This is a genomic window from Streptomyces sp. NRRL S-337 (assembly GCF_000720175.1).
GTDB classification, from domain to species: Bacteria; Actinomycetota; Actinomycetes; order Streptomycetales; family Streptomycetaceae; genus Streptomyces; species Streptomyces siderophoricus.
The window spans coordinates 33,912-51,170 of record NZ_JOIX01000014.1; the positions used below are offsets into that span (position 1 = coordinate 33,912).

The window sequence follows — 17,259 nt, forward strand, 5'->3', positions numbered from 1 at the left end:
TGCTGTTCGTGACCAGCAGTGCCACCGTGACGGACAAGGTCGTGGAGTCGATCGCCGATCCCCGCAACATCCGGGTCGGGTGTGCGCTCGCGGCCGGAGCCGATCCGGACAGCGACTACCTGGGCATCGCGCTGACCACGGTGCGCGCCGGGGACGCGTACCAGACCTGTCTGGACCGCTTCGTTCCGTCTGCCGCGGGATGGGTTCCGGTCGTCGTGCTCGGCGTGCTCCTCGCCGCGGCGGGCGGGCTCTACTGGATGCTGCCGCGCTGGAAGGGCCGCCGCGGGCGGGTCGTTCCGGTGGAAGGGCGCCCCCTCGACGTCCCCGATGAGGGGCCGGGCGACGGACGGGCCGACGGCCGGGGCGAATTGCGTGCGGTGCTGGACGAGTTGGTCGAGGTGGCCGGGCTGTCCGGTCGTCCGCCGCGGTTCGTGATCGCGCCGGCGGAGGTCACGGCGAGTGCGGTGGTGTTCGGGCGGCTGCGGCGCTATGCGGTCTGTCTGCACGGCGGGCTGGTGGCGCGCAGACGGCAGGATCCGGCGGGCTTCCGTGCGGTGGTCCTGCATGAGCTCGCGCACATCCGTAACCGGGATGTCGACGTCACCTACGCCACGGTCGCCCTCTGGCGCGTGTTCCTGGTCGCGGTGCTGCCGGCGTACCTGGTCTGGATCGCGCTGGACCTCAGGTCGTCCACGGCGTCGGCGGTCCTCGGGCCTGCGGAGCGGCTCGGGATGGCGCATGAACTGGTGCTGTCGGCCGCGATGATCGCGTTCGTCCATCTCGCCCGTGCGGATGTCCTACGGACCCGTGAGACCTATGCGGATCTGGACGCACTTGCCTGGGGCGCCGATGCCGGGGCGTGGCGAGGCCCGGGGTCCGCCCGAGCTTCCGGTGCCCGCCGGCTCTGGGGCGCGTTCGTCGCGTTGTGGCGGACGCATCCCACGTGGGACCGGCGGGTGGCGTCGCTCAGCGATCCACGGGAACTGTTCGCGCCCCACGCCGGCACCCTTTTCGTGGCCGGCGCCACGTCGACGATCGTCGGCGACCAGATGGCGGACCTGTTGCCGGGCGTGCGGCAGGGATGGGCGCTCGGGCCGCTGACGGCCCTGCTCGCGGGCCTGATCGCGGCGATTCCGGGCGTGGCGTTGTGGCGCGGTGTGGCGCGTGCGGTGCTGACCGGCGGCCGGGTGCCGTCGGGGCTGCGCGCGGGATGGTGGCTCGGGGTGGGGCTCGTCGTCGGCGAGTTGCTGATGAGCACGACGTCCGGGAGTACGCGGTGGCTGCCCCGGCATCCGGAGGCGTTCGCCCTGCTCATCGTGATGAGCGTGGGCATCCTGTGCTGGACGGCGCAGTACGCGGAGCTGTCGGTGCGGTCGTGGCGGGGCCGCACCCTGCGTCCGGCGATGCTGCTCGGGCTGGCGGCGACCTGGGCGGTGTTCGCCCTGTGGTACGCCTGGTGGCAGTCCGAGGGCCATGTGCTGACGATGGGGTGGGCGTACTCCGGGACCGGTATCCGCGAAGCGCTGGAGCACGATCTGCCGGGCACGGTGCCCGGGCACGAGGGCGCGCTGTCGGCGATCGCGATGGCTCTGCCGGTACTGCTGCCGATCGGTACGGACCCGATGATGCTGTGGGCCGCTGCGCTGCTGTGGCTGCTGCCGCTGCTCGGCTGGCTACGGCGGAGGAGCAGTCAGGCGGCGACGCCGCGCTGGGTGCGCAGTGCGCTGCGCGGGGCGTCCGGGCCGGACCAGGGGCCCGCGGTGCTGCTTCCGCCGCTGCGACGGCCCCTGTACGCCGCCGGTACCGGCGCGCTGGTGTGCTGGGCCGGCATCGTCGCGGTCATGGCCTCGATGCACACCTGGCAGCCGCCGGTCGACCGGCGGTACGGCACCTATCTGCTGGTCTTCCTGGCGTCCGTGCTGATCGTGCTGGTCTGCGGTACGGCCGTCACAGCCGCGCTGACCGCCGCGACCACCGCCCGTTTTCCGCTGCTCCTCGCTCTCGTGGCGGCCGGGACCACGGCGCTGTCCGGGCTGGCCGGCCTGTTCCTGCTCGGGTCCTTCGACGGCTGCCTCGGCCCGCTCAACACGCTGAGCTCCACGTGTCGTTGGCTGCCCGGCGGGATCTGGTCGGCCACCGAGATCCTGCTGCCCCTGGTGCTGGGGCTCGGGCTCTTCGTCTCCGCCGCGGCCGCTCTGCTGGGCATGGGGGCGCGGCGGGTCGGGCGGTGGGCGCTGCGTCGGGACGGTCGAACTGCCCGTGGCCCGCTGGTAGTTGGGCAGAAGGTGCGGCGAACGCCGAGACGACCCGGGCCCCGGCGGGAGCGGGTGGTCGCGCGACGGGTGTGGGTCGGCGTGATCTGCGGAGCCGTCCTTGCGCTCAACGCGACGGTGAGCCTGCCCCGCGGCGACGGCGGACGGCCCGCCCGGGCCTCGCTCACCAAGGAGCAGCTGGTGCCCCGTGAGGCGATCCCGGCCGCCTCGCCCCAGGTCCTCGGTCTGCAGACGGACGCCTGGCTCCGGCTCGGCGGAAGGAAGCTCACGGGGCGCTTCGGCGCCGAGGTCCTGGGGATCGTCACGGCGCTGCAGGACAAGTCGGCGCTCACCGACCGCGGTTTCGCCGCCCGCCGGATCCGTCCGCACTGCATCGCCGTCGAGCGGGTCGCGACGGAGGCCGGCCGCTACCTTCCGCTGCCGGACCCAGGGGCGCAACAGCGGTGGGCGCGGCTCCAGCGACGGGGCGCGCAGGCGGGCGCCGACTGCCGGCGGGCGATCGCCGAGGGCAGGTTCCCGGTGTTCACGAAGGCCATGCGGGACTTCCTGCACATCACCGAGGCCGCCACGGAACTGCTCGGCCTCATCGCGGCGCAAGCCGCCCCCGGGGGGCCACCGGCAGCCGGCGGGCCGGCTCAGCCCTCCAGCGGCACCCCGAACCGTACGGCGGGAGCGGCCGGAGCCCCGTAGTACGCCGAGCCGGTGCCGGTCGGGCCGGCCGGGCTGCCGGGCAGGCGCCAGACCATGCCGGTGCCGTTCTCGCCGTCGGCGGTCACGGCGAGGTCCGCGCGGGTGTCCTGGTCGGTATCGGTGAGCAGCAGGGCCGCGCCGAAGCGGTCACCGGACTCGGCGGCGCCGGGCACTCCCGGGCTGTCCTGGGTGTACATCTGCGCCCCGGCCGTCGTGAGTCCGCCGGATGAGCCGCGCAGTACGGTCACCGCGCCGGCCGACTTCACTGCCGCCGTGCCCGAGCCGAGCATCTCCCCCGGGGCACCGATCGCGAGGTCACCGATGTGGTCGCCGTCCACGTCACCGATGGCGAGCGCCCCGCCGAAGGCGTCCTCGGGCTCGGACGTGCCGGGGACGCCCTCGGTGTCCTGGTCGACGGAGAGCGTCGGGCGTCCGGTGCCGGGACCGGCTGCCGCCCCGTACACGACGGTCGCCCGGCCGCCCACACCGCCGCTGCCCCCGCCCCGGCTGCCGAGGGCGAGATCCGCCCGTCCGTCGCCGTCGAGGTCGCCCGCGGTGAAGGCCTTGCGCCCGGCGAGGTGGGCGCCGTCCGGCAGGCCGGGCACCACCTTTCCGGCTGCCAGCCCGTCCGGCGCCCCGGCGAACCACCAGATGCCGGAGGAGGTGTCCGCGTCGTTCTCGGGCTGGGGGTTCGCCTCGGCGAGCAGATCGGCGCGGCCGTCGCCGTTCATGTCGGCGGCCCGTACGGCGTCGATCCACTCGCTCCCCTCGGGGAGCCGGTGCACGGTGACGCCGCTGTGCGCACCGGTGCGGGTGAACGGGCCCTTGAGCAGCCGCACTCCGCCCTCGTGGCCGACGGCCAGGTCCGGGTGGCCGTCACCGGTGAAGTCCGCGGCGGCGAGGGTCGCGCCGATCGCGCTGTACGGGCCCTCGGGGTCCGACGCGCCGGTCGGCAGGGGCGTACCGCCGGACAGGCCGGACGGACCGCCCCACAGGATCGACACCGAACCGGCCTCCCAGGGGCTGGCGCCGACCACTTCGTGCGGGATGCCGACCGCGAGGTCGCTGAAGCCGTCGCCGTCGAAGTCCGCCGCGGCCAGGGCCCGGCCGAAGCCGTCCCCGTCCTCGTTGTGACCCGGTACGCCCGGCGAATCCTGGTCGAGGACGGCTCGTGCGGAGCCGAGGCCGCCGGCCGCGCCGTAGAGCACGGTGATCCGGCCCGCCCCGCCGTCCGAGGTGGCCACCACGTCGCCGTGGCCGTCACCGTTGAAGTCACCGCGCAGCCCGGGCGTGGCGGCGGCGGCCGGGCCGGCGTCCAGGGAAACCAGGCCTGCCGCGAGCAGTACCGAGCAAGCCGCCGAGGCGAGCGTGGACCTCCTGCGTCCGGCGGGACGGGCGGTGTGGGCCGGACTCGTGGTGTTCCCGGTGGTCACCGCCGGCTTCCCCTCCCTCCACGTCCTTGTCGGTCCACCGGTGTGCTGCACGCTGGGCATGGCAGGTCCGTTCTCTGCGCCGGGAGCCCGTGGTCAGGCGGGTTCCCGGGGTGTCTTTGCCCAGGGAGACAGTTCAGCCCCCGGAGGGGTTGTGGCGAACCGGCGAACCCGGAACCGGACCGACGGCGGCGGCCGGGCGTCATAAAGTGTGAGTTTCGCGGCCGCGGTTGCCATCGGGCCGCGCTGTCGTTGAGAACGGCATGACCAAAATGAACCGTACGTTCGCCGCCCTGCTGCTGGCTGCCGGGGCCTCGGCCGCCGTCCATCCTGCCGCGAACGCCTCGCAGACGGACCGTCCGCTGCTGTTCAGCGTGGACGACGAATTGGCCAAGCTGAATCAGCTGGGACCCCATGGGAAAGTGGCCCGGGCGGCGACCTCCCTCACGTCGGTGTTCCAGCTGCTCACCCCGGTCAGCCGGGTGCTGAACAAGGGGCAGTAGTGGGCACGGTCCCCTCGTGCGAGGTCAGACGACGTGATCGGCGACGGAATAGATGAGGTAGGCCGAATACGCGATGAGCACCAGGCCCCAGAAATAGGCACTGGGCTGTTCGTTCCGGATGTTCCACATCTTCTTCAGGCAGCCGACCGTGGCCAGAATGCCCAGAATTCCGACGGCCGCGGAAATCCAGAAGATGACCGGGCGGTCGGCGGCGAAGCCGGTACCGATGTTCGCCACGATGAACAGCAGCACGGGCCAGGTGTGGTTCAACGGCGATTCGTCGGTTCCGGAAGCCTGCTGTGTTTCGTGCGCCATGGTTGCTCCTCGGTTACGTGGACGGGCGGGCGGTGCCGGCGTCCCGGGATCGGCGGCGAGTCCGGGAAAGGTCCGCCGAGGGTGCGTCCGGCGACCCGTGGCCTTCCGGTAACTCGCCGCTGTGGAACGGGAATTGGTGGATATACGGCGTGCGCCCCGGGTCGCCGGAGCGTACCAGGGGCGCACGTCGTTCAGCCTGGGATTCCGCTAGCGGCGGGGATTCACAGGATGATGTCGATCAGCCACTCGATGGCGACCTTCGTGGAGATGATGCCGCCCAGCGTCAGCGTCTTGCGGATCCACTTCGGAAGCCTGTTCCACTGCTTGGTGAAGTAGCCCTTGCCCTTCTTCGCCCAAGAGATGAGCTTCTTCTGCCAGCTCTTCGGCAGGCGCTTGAAGGCGGCCTTCAGGGCCTTCTTCCGCAGCTTGTCGATGATGCCGTGCGGCTTGACCTGGCTCGCGCCGGTCTGCGCGGCGGTGCTGGCGCCACCGGTCTTCGCCGCGGCGTCCGCGAGCTGCTGCGACAGGTTCGCCGGCAGGACGGTGCGGGCCTGCTCGACGGTGAGGGTCTGCACGGCGGCGGTGCGGGCCGGGGCCTCGGTGGCGGCGGAGGCGGCCGGCGCGGCGACGCCGAGGGCCACGGCGGCGGTCAGGGCTGCTGCGGTTATTCGCATCTTGTTGCGCATGAAGACTCCTCAAATCAACTGTGCGGTACGGCCGTACCCGCAGGGGGTCCGGAAGCGGCCTTACCTGGACCGGAAGTTCCGATCGGCTGGTGAAGAGTTTTCCGAGTGCGCGGTCTTCTGGGTATTGAATCTTTGGGCAGTTGAACGGGTGGGCAATGCCCTTCGGGACAATGTCTCGCCGCGGGAATTCACCCGGCATCGGGCGGCATTCGGCGCCGTACCGTAATAATCCGCCGGACGGGGCAATTCGCCCGTTTCTTCGTCTTCCGGAGCGGGCGCGCCGACCGGCCGCTGCCCCCGGAAAGCCGTCATGGGATGCTGAGTCATCCCTGCTCAGGACGAGAATCGGGAGTGTAGGGCGGCGTGATGTCAGCGATACGACGGGCTGTGACCGGTACCTGGGACCGCTTCGCGGCCTCCGATCCCGGGCTGCTGCGGTTGATGGCGGGGCTGCGGACGGTGGGGGCGATCCTGGTCACGCTCGTCGTCCTGGCGCTGCTCCACACCGGCGTCACCCTGATGGTCGCGGGCGCGATGACGGCGATGGTCGCGACCTTCGCGATCCGGGAGAAGGAGGTCCGCGGCCAGGCGATCACGCTGGCGCTGGGCCTGCCCGTCGCGCTCGCCGCGATGACCCTCGGAGCGCTGCTGCACGCCAATGTCGTCGCCGGCGATCTGTCCTTCCTGGCGCTGATCTTCGGTGCCGTCTACTCCCGCCGGTTCGGTGACCGTGGCACGGCGCTCGGACTGATCGGGTTCCAGGTCTACTTCGTGTCGCTGTTCGTGCGGGCCACCGTGCCGGCGCTGCCCCAGCTGGCGCTGACCCTGGCCGTCGCCTTCGCGTGCAGCGCGGTCGTACGGTTCACCGTCGTCCCGGAGACCCCGCAGCGCACCCTCGCCCGGCTGCGCGCCGCCTTCCGGGCGCGGCTGGCGCAGCTGGTGGCCACGCACCTCGCCCTCATGGACGCGGAGCCCGGGCAGTTGGACGACGTCCTCGACGATCTGCGCCGGGACACCGCGCGGCTGCACGAGGCGGCGCTGATGATCCAGGGCCGCCTGGAGGAGGGCACCCCGGACGAGGCCACGGCCGGGCTGCTGCAGCGCCGGGTCGCGGATGCCGAGATCGCCGCCGAGCGGCTGGGGATGCTGCTGCTCAACGCCCGCAGCGCCGAACGCGCGGACACCCTCACCCTGCACCTCCCGCACGCCGCACTGCCCACCACCACGAGCGTGCTGGAGACCGGTGGCGATGTGCACACCAGGCTGCGCCGGGATCTGGAGGCGCTGAACCTGCTGGTGGCGCGGCGGGCGCCGGACGACCGCGGTACGGCGCTGGCGCACGTACGCAACCGGTTGCTCGGCTACCGCGACGAGGACAAGCTGCCGCCGGCCTCGCCGGCCGTCCAGGACGCCTTCCGCGGTATCGGTGAGGCCGCGCGCGCCGTGCTGGGTCTGCGGCTGGCGCTGGACGGGCCGCAGGACGAGTCCGACGACTCGCCGGCCACCACGCGGTCCCGGGAGGAGTTCGACGCCGAGGACCTCGCGATCGTGGCCGGGGCGGGCGAGGACGGCGACGAGCCCGAGGACGACCGCACCGGGCTGGAGCGGCCCACCACCCGGGCGGCCTTCCAGGTCGCGGTGGGCTCGGCGCTGGCCATCGTCGGCGGGGAGTTCCTGTCCAGCCAGCGCTGGTACTGGGCGGTGCTCACCTGCTGGGTGGTCTTCCTCAACACCTCGTCGACGGGCGAGATCCTGGTGAAGGGCTACCGCCGGCTGGTGGGCACGGTGTTCGGGGTGGTCGCCGGTGTCGGGCTGGCCGGACTGGTCGGCAACCACACGTGGACCGCGTTCGCCCTGGTGCTGGTGTGCATCTTCGGCATGTTCTTCACCGCGCCGCTGTCGTACGCGCTGATGTCGTTCTTCGTCACGGCGATGCTCGGGCTGCTCTACACCCTCCTCGACACCTACAGCCTGTCCGTGCTGGTGCTGCGCATCGAGGAGACGGCGCTGGGCGCGGCCTGCGGGATCATCGCCGCGATGCTGGTGCTGCCGGTCCACACCGACCGGCGGACGGACGAGCACCTGGACACGGTGCTGGTGCGGCTGCGGGAGGTGGTGGCCGCGGCGGTCGAGCAGCTGAGCGGCGGGCCCGCCGTCGACCTGCTGGGCCTGGCCCGTGATCTGGACACGGCGCTGGACGAACTGCGGGCCTCCACCCGGCCGTTGACGCATCCGATCACGCCGTTGAGGGTGCGGCGGCAGACCGCGCAGTATCTGGTGGCGCTGCTGGAGACCTGCGCCTATCACGCCCGGTCGCTGGCGGCGACGGCCGAACTCGTGCCGTACAGCAGGACGATCGCGGCCGATCCGCGGCTCTCGCTCGCCGGGAAGCGCATCGCGCGGAACCTGGATCTGATCGCCGCGCGGGTGCGGGACGAGCCGGCCGAGGGCGAGGTGGAGGCCGGGGCCAGCATCGCCGCGATGCTGGAGGCGAGCGACTCCCCGGCGCTGCGGTCGGGGACCGTCACCTTCCGCGTGCTGCGCCACCTGCAGCGGCTGGACGAAAACGTGGTGGGCATCGCCCGGCCGCTGGACGTGCCGGTGGCCGGCCGGAACGCCGGCCCGCGGGCCTGACGCACCGGCCGGCCCGGGCGGTCACAGCTCGATCTGCTCCCCCGGCTTCAGCAGCCGCAGCCGGTCCTCGATGCCGGCCTGCCGGAAGGCGTCGACCAGCGTGTCGCCGCCCTGGCTGAAGTGGCCCCAGTGCTCGAAGTGCAGGGGTACGACCTGGCGGGCGCCGAGGATGCCGGCGGCCTCGGCGGCCCGGTCGCTGGGGAGGGTGAGGTACGCGTCGCCGAGCAGCGGGGTCTGCGCCCCGCCGGCGAACAGCAGCGCCACGTCGAACGGCCCGAACCGCTCGGCGATCGACCGCACCACGTCGAGTGAGGCGTTGTCGCCGCTGACATACACCGTCGGCAGGCCGGGGCCGGACAGCACGAAGCCGGTGACCTCGCCGACCAGGTGCTCGGTGCCGTCGGGGCCGTGCTGAGCGGGGACTCCGGTGATGGTGAGGGTGCCGCCGTCCGGGCGGGGCAGGGTGATCCGTTCGCCGTCGGCCAGCGCCCGGACCGGGCCGCCGAGCCGTTCGCGCGCGGCGGCGGTGGACAGGACCAGCGGTGCCCCGGCGGTGTACGCCCGGCCGGTGCGGTCGAGGTTGTCCGGGTGGTGGTCGTGGGAGAGCAGCACCGCGTCGACCGGGCCGATCTCCTCCGGGGTGAGCGCGGCGCCCGCCGTCTTGACCAACTTCCGCTCGCCTATGGGGTAGTCACCGGGCGGGTCGAAGGTGGGGTCGGTCAGCAGCCGCACCCCGGCGACCTCCAGGAGTGCCGTGGGACCGCCCACATACCGGACGGTGATTCCACCGGACGACGGGGATGCGCTCATGACTGCCTTTCGCTTGCAGGGGCGCCGCGGGGGCGACGGTGCGGACGGCGGGAGGCCGTCCGCATGATCCGTATCGCCGGTGTGCCGGGGCGCATTCCGGCCCGCGTCCGCGGCCAGGGCCTAGTCCGTGAGCGGAACGGCCGCGCCGGTCACCCTGATCCGTGCGTCGTCGGGGTCGATGTCGACGTACAGGTCGCTGGGCCGGCCCATGTCCTCGCCCTGGCGGAGGTGGGCCCGCACCGGCTCGGTGACCAGGCCGAGGGTGCGCAGATAGCCGCCGAAGGCCGCGGCGGCGGCGCCGGTCGCCGGGTCTTCGACGACGCCGCCGACCGGGAAGGGGTCCCGGGCGTGGAAGTCGAGGCGGTCCGGCGCCTGGCGCTGCACCAGGTGCACGGTGGTCCAGCCGTGCTCCCGCATGAGGTCGTGCAGGGCGTCGAAGTCGTAGTCGAGGGCGGCCAGCCGCTCCCGGCTGCGGACGGCCAGGACGAGGTGGTCGTTGCCGGCGAAGGCGATGTGCGGCGGGAGGTGCGGGTCCAGGTCGTCCCGGCTCCAGTCCAGCGCGCCGAGGACGGTGTCGACGAGGGCGTCACCGGCCGGGCGGGAGTGCGCGGGCACGCTGGTGAGCGTGGCACGCACGGAGCCGTCCTGGACGGTGGTGGACACCCGGATCTCCCCCGCCGGGGTGTCGAAGACCAGCTCTCCGGTGCCGGCCCGGGAGGCGAGGGCGACCGCGGTGGCGATGGTGGCGTGGCCGCAGAAGGCGACCTCGGCGCGGGGGCTGAAGTAGCGCAGCCGGTAGCGGCGGGCGGCGGTGTCGTGGGCGGTGACGAAGGCGGTTTCGGAGTATCCGACCTCGGCGGCGATGGCCAGCATCCGGGTGTCGTCGAGGGTTTCGGCGTCGAGCACCACGCCGGCCGGGTTGCCGCCCGCGGGGTCGGTGGTGAAGGCGGTGTAGCGCAGCACCTCGACGTCCGCGTCCGCGGATGCGGCGGGGTGGGTGTGGGAGTCGAGAGAGTCGAGGGAGGGTGCCGTGTGGTTCGTCATGGGTTCACCGTGTCACCGCGACGGCCATCGCGTCCAACGATAAATCTTGCTGGGCTCCATCGGGGATCGCGATAGCGTGGGGGGATGGAGACCCGGCTTCTGGAATCGTTCGTGGCGCTCGCGCGAGCGGGCAGCTTCACCGCGGCGGCCCGCGCCCTGCATCTTGCACAGTCCACGGTCACCGTCCAGATCCGCACGCTGGAGAAGGAGTTGGGGACGCCGCTGTTCGACCGGCTGCCGTCGGGGACGGTTCCGACCGCCGCCGGGCTGCGGCTGCTGGAGGAGGCCGAGGCGGTGCTCGACGCGGTGGCCAGGCTGCGGGCGACGGCCTCGTCCTGGCACGGCGACACGGCGAGCGGGACCGTGGCGGGCCAGGTCACGATCGGGGCGGCGGACTCGCTGTGTGCCTCGCGGCTGCCGTCGGTGATCGCCGCCCTGCGGCGCGCCCATCCCGGACTGGAGGTGCATCTGAACGCGGTCGGTACAGCGGCGGCGGTGGACGGGCTGCGCGGTGGCCGGCTCGATCTGGCCCTGGTGCTGGAGCCGGAGGTGGTCGAGAGCGATCTCCTGGCCCACCGGATCGCGGAGCTGCCGTTGACGTACGTCGCGGCGCCGGACCATCCGCTCGCCGGACGGACGGCCGACTGGGAGGAGCTGGCCCGGGAGAGCTTCTTCGTCCACGAGGAGGGCTGCTCGTACAGCGACCGGCTGGTCCGTGCCCTGCGGGGCGTACCGGGAACTCGTCCCGGAATCACCCGGTTCGGCAGCATCGATGCCGCCCGCTCGTGCGTGGCGGCGGGCCTGGGGCTGACCCTGCTGCCGCAGGTGACGGTCGAGGGGCAGCTGGCGGGCGGCCGACTGGCCGTCGTGCACGGGCCCGAGGCCCCGCCCGTGCCCGTACAGCTCGTCCGGCACCGCAGGCGGTGGGTGTCGCCGGGCGCCCGGGCGGTCACCGAGGAGCTGACCGCCGCCTTCGCCGACACCTCCTTGTGACATCTGCCATAACCTCCACCGGCTGCCACTAAGCCGGCTAGTAGCAATCCCTTCCACCGACATAAGGGATTTGTCCACCTTGAGGCGGCGATGCCCCGCGGACGCGCGGACGGCAGGCGGCCCCTCGGCCTTTTGTCCCCACGGAACGGGCCGGAAGGCAATTCTGACGGGGCGACAGGCATTCCCGGGAATTGCCGGTACCGGGCAGCACACCTCACCGCCGACGACAAGGGCCGGCACGCACTACTAAACGCATTAGTAGATATCGCCTACCGCCTTTCCTTGCTTGTGTGGCGGGGCTTTCCAAAAATGACGACCTCCCCCCCACCGAGTGAGGTCATCGATGACGAAGCACCGCCGGACGAGGCATTACCGGAAGATAGCCATCGGCGCCCTGGCCGTCGGCGCGCTCGCCGTGCCGACCGCCGCCATGGCATGCCTGAACGGACCGGACGAAGGCCATTGGGGCCACGGGAAATGGCACGGGCACGCCCACCACCACCACTGGGGACACCACTCGGGAAGCGCCGGATCGCACACCAAGCCGAGCGCGGGAACCACGGCGAAGCCCGCCGCGTCCACCAGCGCGGCACCGAGCAGCGCCCCGGCCTCGAGCGCGGCGGCCAGCATCCTGAAGCTGGTCAACAGCGAGCGCAGCAAGGCCGGTTGTTCCCCGCTGAAGCTCAATGCGAAGCTGACGAAGGCCGCGCAGGACCACAGCAAGGACATGGCCGCGCACCGGAACATGTCCCACACCGGTTCCGACGGGTCGGACCCCGGCCAGCGGATCACCCGCGCCGGATACAACTGGAGCGCGTACGGCGAGAATGTCGCCTACGGATATTCCTCGCCGGAGAGCGTGATGAAGGGCTGGATGAACAGCCCCGGCCACAAGCGCAATATCCTCGACTGCTCCTTCAAGGAGCTCGGCGTCGGTCTCGCCCAGCCCGGGGACTACTGGACGCAGGACTTCGGCACGGCCGGATGAGGCAATTGCGGAACGGCCGGATGACGACCGGCTGAATTCCTCCGCTCCCGCCCCGTCCCGTTCTTCCGCCGCATTCCGCGCGGCCCTCAGCCACCCGCCCGGTCATGGTCGATCAGCAGGTGCCGGGGGCCGCGCAGGACGGGGCTTCGGCGGTACGGGGGCGGGTCCTCCACGAGCCGGGGGCCGGCGAGGTGCTGGATGAGGGCGGTGAGCGCGGCCTCGGTCTCCAGCCGGGCCAGCGGGGCGCCGAAGCAACTGTGGACGCCGCCGCCGAAGCCGAGGTGCTGGTTGTCCTCGCGGCCCGGGTCGAACCGGTCCGGTTCGGCGAACCGCCGCGGGTCGCGGCTGCCGGACGCGAGCACGAGGATCAGCGGGGCGCCGCGCGGAACGGTGACGCCGTCGATCTCGATGTCGGCGAGCGGGGTGCGCTGCGGCAGCATCTGCACCGGCGGCTCGTAGCGCAGCAGTTCCTCGACCGCCCGGGGCATCAGCGCCGGTTCGTCGCGGAGGCGTTCCAGCGCCTCGGGGTGGCGCAGCAGGGTGAGCATGCCGTTGGTGATCAGGTTGACGGTCGTCTCGTGGCCGGCGATCAGCAGCAGCACGGCGGTCGTCATGATTTCGAGCTGGTTGAACCCGCCGTGGTCGGGGCCCGGGTCGGTGGCGAACGCGGAGAGCATGTCGCCGCCGGGACTGCCGCGGCGCGATTCGGCGAGTTCGCCGAGGTAGAGGCCCATCGCCCGGCGGGCGTCGGCGGCCGCGCGCTGCCGTGCGGCGGGGTCCGTGCCCGGGGTGGGGTCGAAGCCGGAGACGATCGTGTCCGACCAGCCGCGGAAGGTCGGCTCGTCCTCGGTCGGTACGCCCAGGAGCCGGCAGATCACGGTGACCGGCAGCGGGTAGGCGAACTCGTCGACGAGGTCGATGCGGTCCTTGGTGCGGAGCTGGGCGAGCAGGTCCTGGACGATGCGGGTGATCTCGCCGTGCAGGGCGTCGATCCGGCCGGGGTTGTGGGGCGGCCCGAAGGAGCGCATGGCGAGGCTGCGCAGCCGGTGGTGTTCGGGGTCGTCCAGGCCGATGAAGGACGGCGGGATGCCCCGCTCCGCATCGCCCAGTTCGTCGGGTTCGGTGCGGTTGCGGCGGTCGGAACTGATCCGCGGGTCGTGCAGCAGGGCGTTGATGTCGTGGTACGTCCCGACCAGGTAGCTGCCGTTCTGCTGCCGGGCCACGCCGTGCTCGCGCAGTTCGGCGTAGAGCGGGTAGGGGTCGGGCCGGCTGGCGTAGTCCGTGATCCGCTCGAAGAGGGTCTCGGGGTCCGCGGCCATGGGCGGGGCTCCTCACGCGGTGGGGGACGGTGGTCCGTCCGTGGTCTCAGCGGCCCGGTTGGACCAGGGTCAGGCGACGGTCGGGCAGATGGCCGGTGAGGGCGACGGTCGGGGCGTGCGAGAGCACCTTGGGGTCCGGGACGTCGGAGGGGACCGGGGCCGGGGACTCGCCCTGGTCGGCGGCGCCCGGTGCGGGCGGGAACGGTGCCGCGGTCTCGATCAGGCGCTGGTAGTACTCCAGCGATTTGGCTTGGTTGACGCTGACCGCCGCGGTGACCCGCCCCCGGTAGCCGTAGACGGCGACCAGCCGGAGCTCTTTGAGGGAGCCCTGGGCGATGACCACCTGGTCGGAGAAGGTGGGGACGCCGACGGATTTGATGTTCAGGCCGAACTGGCTGTCAGCTTGCCGCGTCGAGCAGTTGCTGGAGTGCCTTGTTGACGCGTAGTGCCTTCTGGATGTCTGTGATCGTGGCTTCGGGTGCGCCGCGGAAGTAGGAGCACGCTGTGGCCTGGTGGGCGACGACGAAATCCTTGATGCTGGGGTCATTGATGCCCGGGTAGTCCTCGGTGTGTTGCAGGACGCCGTCGAACAGGTCCGGGACTATCGCGCCGAAGTCGTCGATGTACTGGTCCCAGTCACCGTCGAAGTTGCTGGCGAACAGAAGGCGGGTGTCGTTGTCGAAGAGGACCCAGCGTGCGTCGTGGAGCGTGCCGATGCGGCCGGCTGCGTCCCGTCGCCTCTCGTACTCGGGGCCCTCTTTGAACAGGTCGCGGATCTGCTGTGCGTGGCCGGGCTTGACGTTGAAGAAGAGGGTGAACTCATTGGTTTTGCCCTGTCGCAGACCTGGGCGGCTGGGTGTCTGTGTGTTCGTCGCCATGTCAGGACATCCCTTCTCGGAACGCCGCGGGTGGGTGGGGCAAGTCGGGATCGAATCCGGTCTGGCCCTGCACACGCGGCTCAGGTATCACGTTCGGCAATCCACTTCAGAGCACGGATGCCGGGTAGGAAGAGGTACTCGCCTCCCTTGGTCACGGCGAAGCGGGGCAGCTGCTGGAGCCGGCGGCGCACGGGCCGCTTGGGGATCGTGAAGGTGCCCGTGCCGTCATTGCTCCCCACGATCGGGTCCTTCTCGTCGCCGAGGCCGACGAAGTCGCCGTCATTGGCCCACTGGGACTTGAGGAACTCGAACTGCCGGACGAGTTCGGTTCCCATGAAGATGAACACGATGCCGCGCTCGGCGCCGTCGTCCTCCAGTTCCCCCTCGGGGAGCATGGGGCCGTACGGGGTGCCGCGCCGCAGGGCTCGGTGCAGTTTCACGTCCACCAGGGTGTCGGTCAGGGCGTCGCGCGGGTTCATCCGCCGGATGTGGGAGCCAAGCGGACAGCGCTGGCCTGCCGGATCCTGCACGTGGTAGGTGAAGTCGTTGACGCGGTGTGGATCGGTGGCAAGGTCGGGGTCGTCGTGCTCGGGCGCGAGCACCAGGGGTGCGCCGCTGGGCCAGCGGCCGACCATCTTGGCCGCGAGCAGCTCTTCTTCTTCGGGTGAGGCGGCGTTGTCCTTCAAGTAGCGGCGGTACTCGGCGACCCGCAGGTGCAGTTTGCGGAAGGCCACGTAGGTGCCATTGCGGCCCAGGACGTCGGGCTGGGGCATGGGCGTGAGCCGGCCCAGCTCGTTGGTATAGCCGAGTACGAACTCGCCGGCCTTGATGGTGGGGCCGAAGCCGGGCAGGTAGCCGTAGTCACCGCCGCTCATCCGCTGCGCGATGCTCGCCACGCCGGAGCCCTCGATGTCGGGCTCGCCGATGCCGTCCACGAAGCCCAGGTGGGTGCGTTTGGTGGGCAGAGCCGAGGCATCCAGCCGGTAGATGACCGACACCCCGGGCAGGTCCCTGAGTGTCTCGCGGGCCGTGGCCAGCAGGGACTCCATCGCGGCGGCGTCCGGGGCGAACAGGGAGACCGCGACATGGACGTCCGCGCTGCCCAGCGGGGCGTCCCATCGCTCGGGACTGCTGTCGCCGGTGTCCCCGAGCCGTCCGGCACGCGCCGCCATGCCCTCGCGGAAGGCGTCGGGGAAGCTGTCCAGCGATTCCTGCGGAACGCCGAGAGCCCGCAGCCCCGAGTAACTCAGCGCCACGCTCAGCCACGCACGGTTGGGGGGATCCCACCACTGGGTCGCCGAGGCGACGTGAGGGACCAGGCGGGCGAGCATCTGCCGGCCGCCGCCGGGGTCGTCGATGCGCAGCAGAAAGTAGGCGCCGGTGAAGGGCGTGGGGCGCTGCCTGAGCAGAGTGCCCTGGATGTCGTCCAGCTCCAGCACCTGCTCCTCGGCCTGTCCCGCGCTGTCTGCCATCGTGTTCCGTCTCCGTGTCGTGGTGGCACCGTGCCCTGGGGGATGCGCGCAGAGGGTCAGTGATGAGGGACCGCGGTCGTCAGCAGCAGCACCTCGTCCGCGTTGCGCGGCTCGCGCCGTTCTTGCTGGTTGAGGCGGTGGCGCAGGATCGAGGAGTGGCGGTAGACCTCCTTGCGGGCCCGCATCAGGCTGCCCAGCGGGCGGTGCGCCTCCGTCACCCGCCAGGGCGTGAAGGACAGCGCATCCATGCGCCGGAGGTTGTCCTCCCCGGAGATGTCCTGCTGGGGGAGACGGAGCTTGGCCACCGTGACGTACGGGGACAACTGCTCCGGCCACTCGACCGTGAGGTCCTCCACCGGCATCCGCTCCAGGTCGGCACACAGCTGCACCTGGATGTCGAACGTGTAGGGCCTCTCACGCAACTCGGACACCAGGGCCGGCCGGAAGACCTCCTCCGCCGAGGTCACGTCCATGCGGCGCTCGACCACCGTCGCCGCGCAGCCGGGGTCGGGGGCGATACGCACCTTGGCGATGTATTCACCGTGCCGCACAGCCCCCATCGTCGTGTAGGCCGACAGCAGCACGTTGACCAGAGGGCGCTGCGCGACGATGAGGAAGGTCAGGAACTCCTCCCACGCCCAGTCGTCCTCGCTGAGGGTTCCCTTTCCGGTCACATACTCGCGGTAGAAGCGGTGCCGGCCGCGCTTGCCGTCGGCGAAGTACTCGCCGGCCCTGAGGAACAGGTCCTGGATGAACAGGTAGTGCTGCACGGTGTTGCAGAAGAAGACCGGCGCGTTGATGAGGTTGTAGTCGAACGTCCGGCTGTCGGGCTCGTCCTCCAGCAGCGTCGGACCCTCGATGTCGAAGATCTTCAACGCCAGCCCCGTCGCGCGTCCCAGACGCGCGTCGGCCCCGGCATGGGGGGACCCGTTGGAGAACCGCACGAGCGCATCGTGCTTGCCCGGGGCGGCGTAGATGCCCTGGGCGTACTCTTCGGGCAGCCCGTCGAGGATCTCCATCTCCCCCCTGACCAGCCCATAGCCTTTGGCGTGGGCGTCGCGGACCGCCTGCCCGGTACCTCCGGTCGTCACCGATCCGGTGATGTACTCCTCCGTCTTGGCGATCACTTTCTGCACGTTCTCGTCGAAGCCGGGCTCGTCGATCTCCACATCCGGCGCGTAAGGGATGAAGCGCACAGGCATGACGCGACCGTCTCCTCTTTTG

14 protein-coding genes and 1 pseudogene are annotated in these 17,259 nt (G+C 71.5%); 5 read left to right on the forward strand and 10 right to left on the reverse strand.

All coding sequences use genetic code 11. The features are described 5' to 3' along the window. Positions 1-8: 8 nt before the first annotated feature. Positions 9-2,963 carry a M48 family metalloprotease gene (locus tag IG62_RS0112710; RefSeq protein ID WP_158795037.1) on the forward strand — a complete coding sequence of 985 codons (2,955 nt, stop codon included), beginning with the start codon at positions 9-11 and terminating at the stop codon, positions 2,961-2,963. Here IG62_RS0112710 and IG62_RS0112715 read toward each other — a convergent pair. Further along, a complete protein-coding gene (locus tag IG62_RS0112715; protein ID WP_051798003.1) occupies positions 2,909-4,396 on the reverse strand; it encodes a VCBS repeat-containing protein in 1,488 nt (495 codons plus the stop codon). The two genes, IG62_RS0112710 and IG62_RS0112715, sit on opposite strands and share 55 nt — an antisense overlap. A 260-nt stretch (positions 4,397-4,656) precedes the next feature. Between IG62_RS0112715 and IG62_RS0112720 the strand changes: the two genes are divergently transcribed. Beyond that, positions 4,657-4,896 (forward strand): hypothetical protein, encoded by a 240-nt coding sequence (locus IG62_RS0112720; RefSeq protein ID WP_030801160.1) that lies wholly within the window; start codon positions 4,657-4,659, stop codon positions 4,894-4,896. A 24-nt stretch (positions 4,897-4,920) separates the two neighbouring features. Here the strand turns inward: IG62_RS0112720 and IG62_RS0112725 are convergent, their stop codons facing one another. Further along, positions 4,921-5,211, reverse strand: coding sequence for a hypothetical protein (locus tag IG62_RS0112725; protein WP_030801161.1), 291 nt, complete (start codon positions 5,209-5,211; stop codon positions 4,921-4,923). A gap of 221 nt (positions 5,212-5,432) precedes the next feature. After that, positions 5,433-5,897, reverse strand: a complete 465-nt coding sequence (locus tag IG62_RS0112730; RefSeq protein ID WP_030801163.1) for a hypothetical protein — start codon at positions 5,895-5,897, stop codon at positions 5,433-5,435. A 366-nt stretch (positions 5,898-6,263) separates the two neighbouring features. Here IG62_RS0112730 and IG62_RS0112735 point away from each other — a divergent pair, with 366 nt between their 5' ends. After that, positions 6,264-8,531, forward strand: coding sequence for an FUSC family protein (locus tag IG62_RS0112735; protein ID WP_030801166.1), 2,268 nt, complete (start codon positions 6,264-6,266; stop codon positions 8,529-8,531). A 21-nt stretch (positions 8,532-8,552) separates the two neighbouring features. Here IG62_RS0112735 and IG62_RS0112740 read toward each other — a convergent pair whose 3' ends face one another. Together IG62_RS0112740 and IG62_RS0112745 are read right to left on the reverse strand one after the other, a co-directional pair. After that, positions 8,553-9,341, reverse strand: a complete 789-nt coding sequence (locus IG62_RS0112740) for an MBL fold metallo-hydrolase (protein WP_030801169.1) — start codon at positions 9,339-9,341, stop codon at positions 8,553-8,555. Between the two features lie 120 nt (positions 9,342-9,461). Further along, a complete protein-coding gene (locus IG62_RS0112745) occupies positions 9,462-10,385 on the reverse strand; it encodes a PhzF family phenazine biosynthesis protein (protein ID WP_030801172.1) in 924 nt (307 codons plus the stop codon). 84 nt (positions 10,386-10,469) lie between these two features. Here IG62_RS0112745 and IG62_RS0112750 point away from each other — a divergent pair, with 84 nt between their 5' ends. Together IG62_RS0112750 and IG62_RS0112755 are read left to right on the forward strand one after the other, a co-directional pair. Then, positions 10,470-11,378, forward strand: a complete 909-nt coding sequence (locus IG62_RS0112750; protein ID WP_030801175.1) for a LysR family transcriptional regulator — start codon at positions 10,470-10,472, stop codon at positions 11,376-11,378. Positions 11,379-11,721: 343 nt separating this feature from the next. Next, positions 11,722-12,366, forward strand: a complete 645-nt coding sequence (locus tag IG62_RS0112755; protein ID WP_030801177.1) for a CAP domain-containing protein — start codon at positions 11,722-11,724, stop codon at positions 12,364-12,366. 86 nt (positions 12,367-12,452) lie between these two features. On the opposite strand, the gene IG62_RS0112760 is transcribed toward IG62_RS0112755, so the two are convergent. From IG62_RS0112760 to IG62_RS0112780, 5 genes and pseudogenes are all read right to left on the reverse strand, one after another. Continuing rightward, on the reverse strand, positions 12,453-13,685 hold the full coding sequence (locus IG62_RS0112760; protein ID WP_030801179.1) for a cytochrome P450: 1,233 nt from the start codon (positions 13,683-13,685) through the stop codon (positions 12,453-12,455). Between the two features lie 46 nt (positions 13,686-13,731). Then, positions 13,732-14,082, reverse strand: a pseudogene (locus tag IG62_RS0112765) (oxidoreductase C-terminal domain-containing protein); the annotation flags it as partial. 1 nt (position 14,083) lies between these two features. Beyond that, entirely contained in the window at positions 14,084-14,563 is a 480-nt protein-coding gene (locus tag IG62_RS47190) for a hypothetical protein (protein ID WP_051798004.1), read from the reverse strand. Between the two features lie 80 nt (positions 14,564-14,643). Next, on the reverse strand, positions 14,644-16,035 hold the full coding sequence (locus IG62_RS0112775) for a Dyp-type peroxidase (RefSeq protein WP_199812465.1): 1,392 nt from the start codon (positions 16,033-16,035) through the stop codon (positions 14,644-14,646). A 56-nt stretch (positions 16,036-16,091) separates the two neighbouring features. Continuing rightward, a complete protein-coding gene (locus tag IG62_RS0112780) occupies positions 16,092-17,237 on the reverse strand; it encodes a catalase family protein (protein ID WP_030801187.1) in 1,146 nt (381 codons plus the stop codon). Positions 17,238-17,259 lie beyond the last annotated feature (22 nt).

Bases quoted from the DNA above. Each gene is read 5' to 3' on its own strand.
- IG62_RS0112750 (WP_030801175.1), top strand. From the start codon at position 10,470: ATGGAGACCCGGCTTCTGGAATCGTTCGTGGCGCTCGCGCGAGCGGGC.
- IG62_RS0112730 (WP_030801163.1), bottom strand. From the start codon at position 5,897: ATGCGCAACAAGATGCGAATAACCGCAGCAGCCCTGACCGCCGCCGTG.
- IG62_RS0112745 (WP_030801172.1), bottom strand. From the start codon at position 10,385: ATGACGAACCACACGGCACCCTCCCTCGACTCTCTCGACTCCCACACC.
- IG62_RS0112760 (WP_030801179.1), bottom strand. From the start codon at position 13,685: ATGGCCGCGGACCCCGAGACCCTCTTCGAGCGGATCACGGACTACGCC.
- IG62_RS0112780 (WP_030801187.1), bottom strand. From the start codon at position 17,237: ATGCCTGTGCGCTTCATCCCTTACGCGCCGGATGTGGAGATCGACGAG.
- IG62_RS0112775 (WP_199812465.1), bottom strand. From the start codon at position 16,035: ATGGCAGACAGCGCGGGACAGGCCGAGGAGCAGGTGCTGGAGCTGGAC.
- IG62_RS0112735 (WP_030801166.1), top strand. From the start codon at position 6,264: ATGTCAGCGATACGACGGGCTGTGACCGGTACCTGGGACCGCTTCGCG.
- IG62_RS0112725 (WP_030801161.1), bottom strand. From the start codon at position 5,211: ATGGCGCACGAAACACAGCAGGCTTCCGGAACCGACGAATCGCCGTTG.
- IG62_RS0112720 (WP_030801160.1), top strand. From the start codon at position 4,657: ATGACCAAAATGAACCGTACGTTCGCCGCCCTGCTGCTGGCTGCCGGG.
- IG62_RS0112740 (WP_030801169.1), bottom strand. From the start codon at position 9,341: ATGAGCGCATCCCCGTCGTCCGGTGGAATCACCGTCCGGTATGTGGGC.
- IG62_RS47190 (WP_051798004.1), bottom strand. From the start codon at position 14,563: ATGGCGACGAACACACAGACACCCAGCCGCCCAGGTCTGCGACAGGGC.
- IG62_RS0112755 (WP_030801177.1), top strand. From the start codon at position 11,722: ATGACGAAGCACCGCCGGACGAGGCATTACCGGAAGATAGCCATCGGC.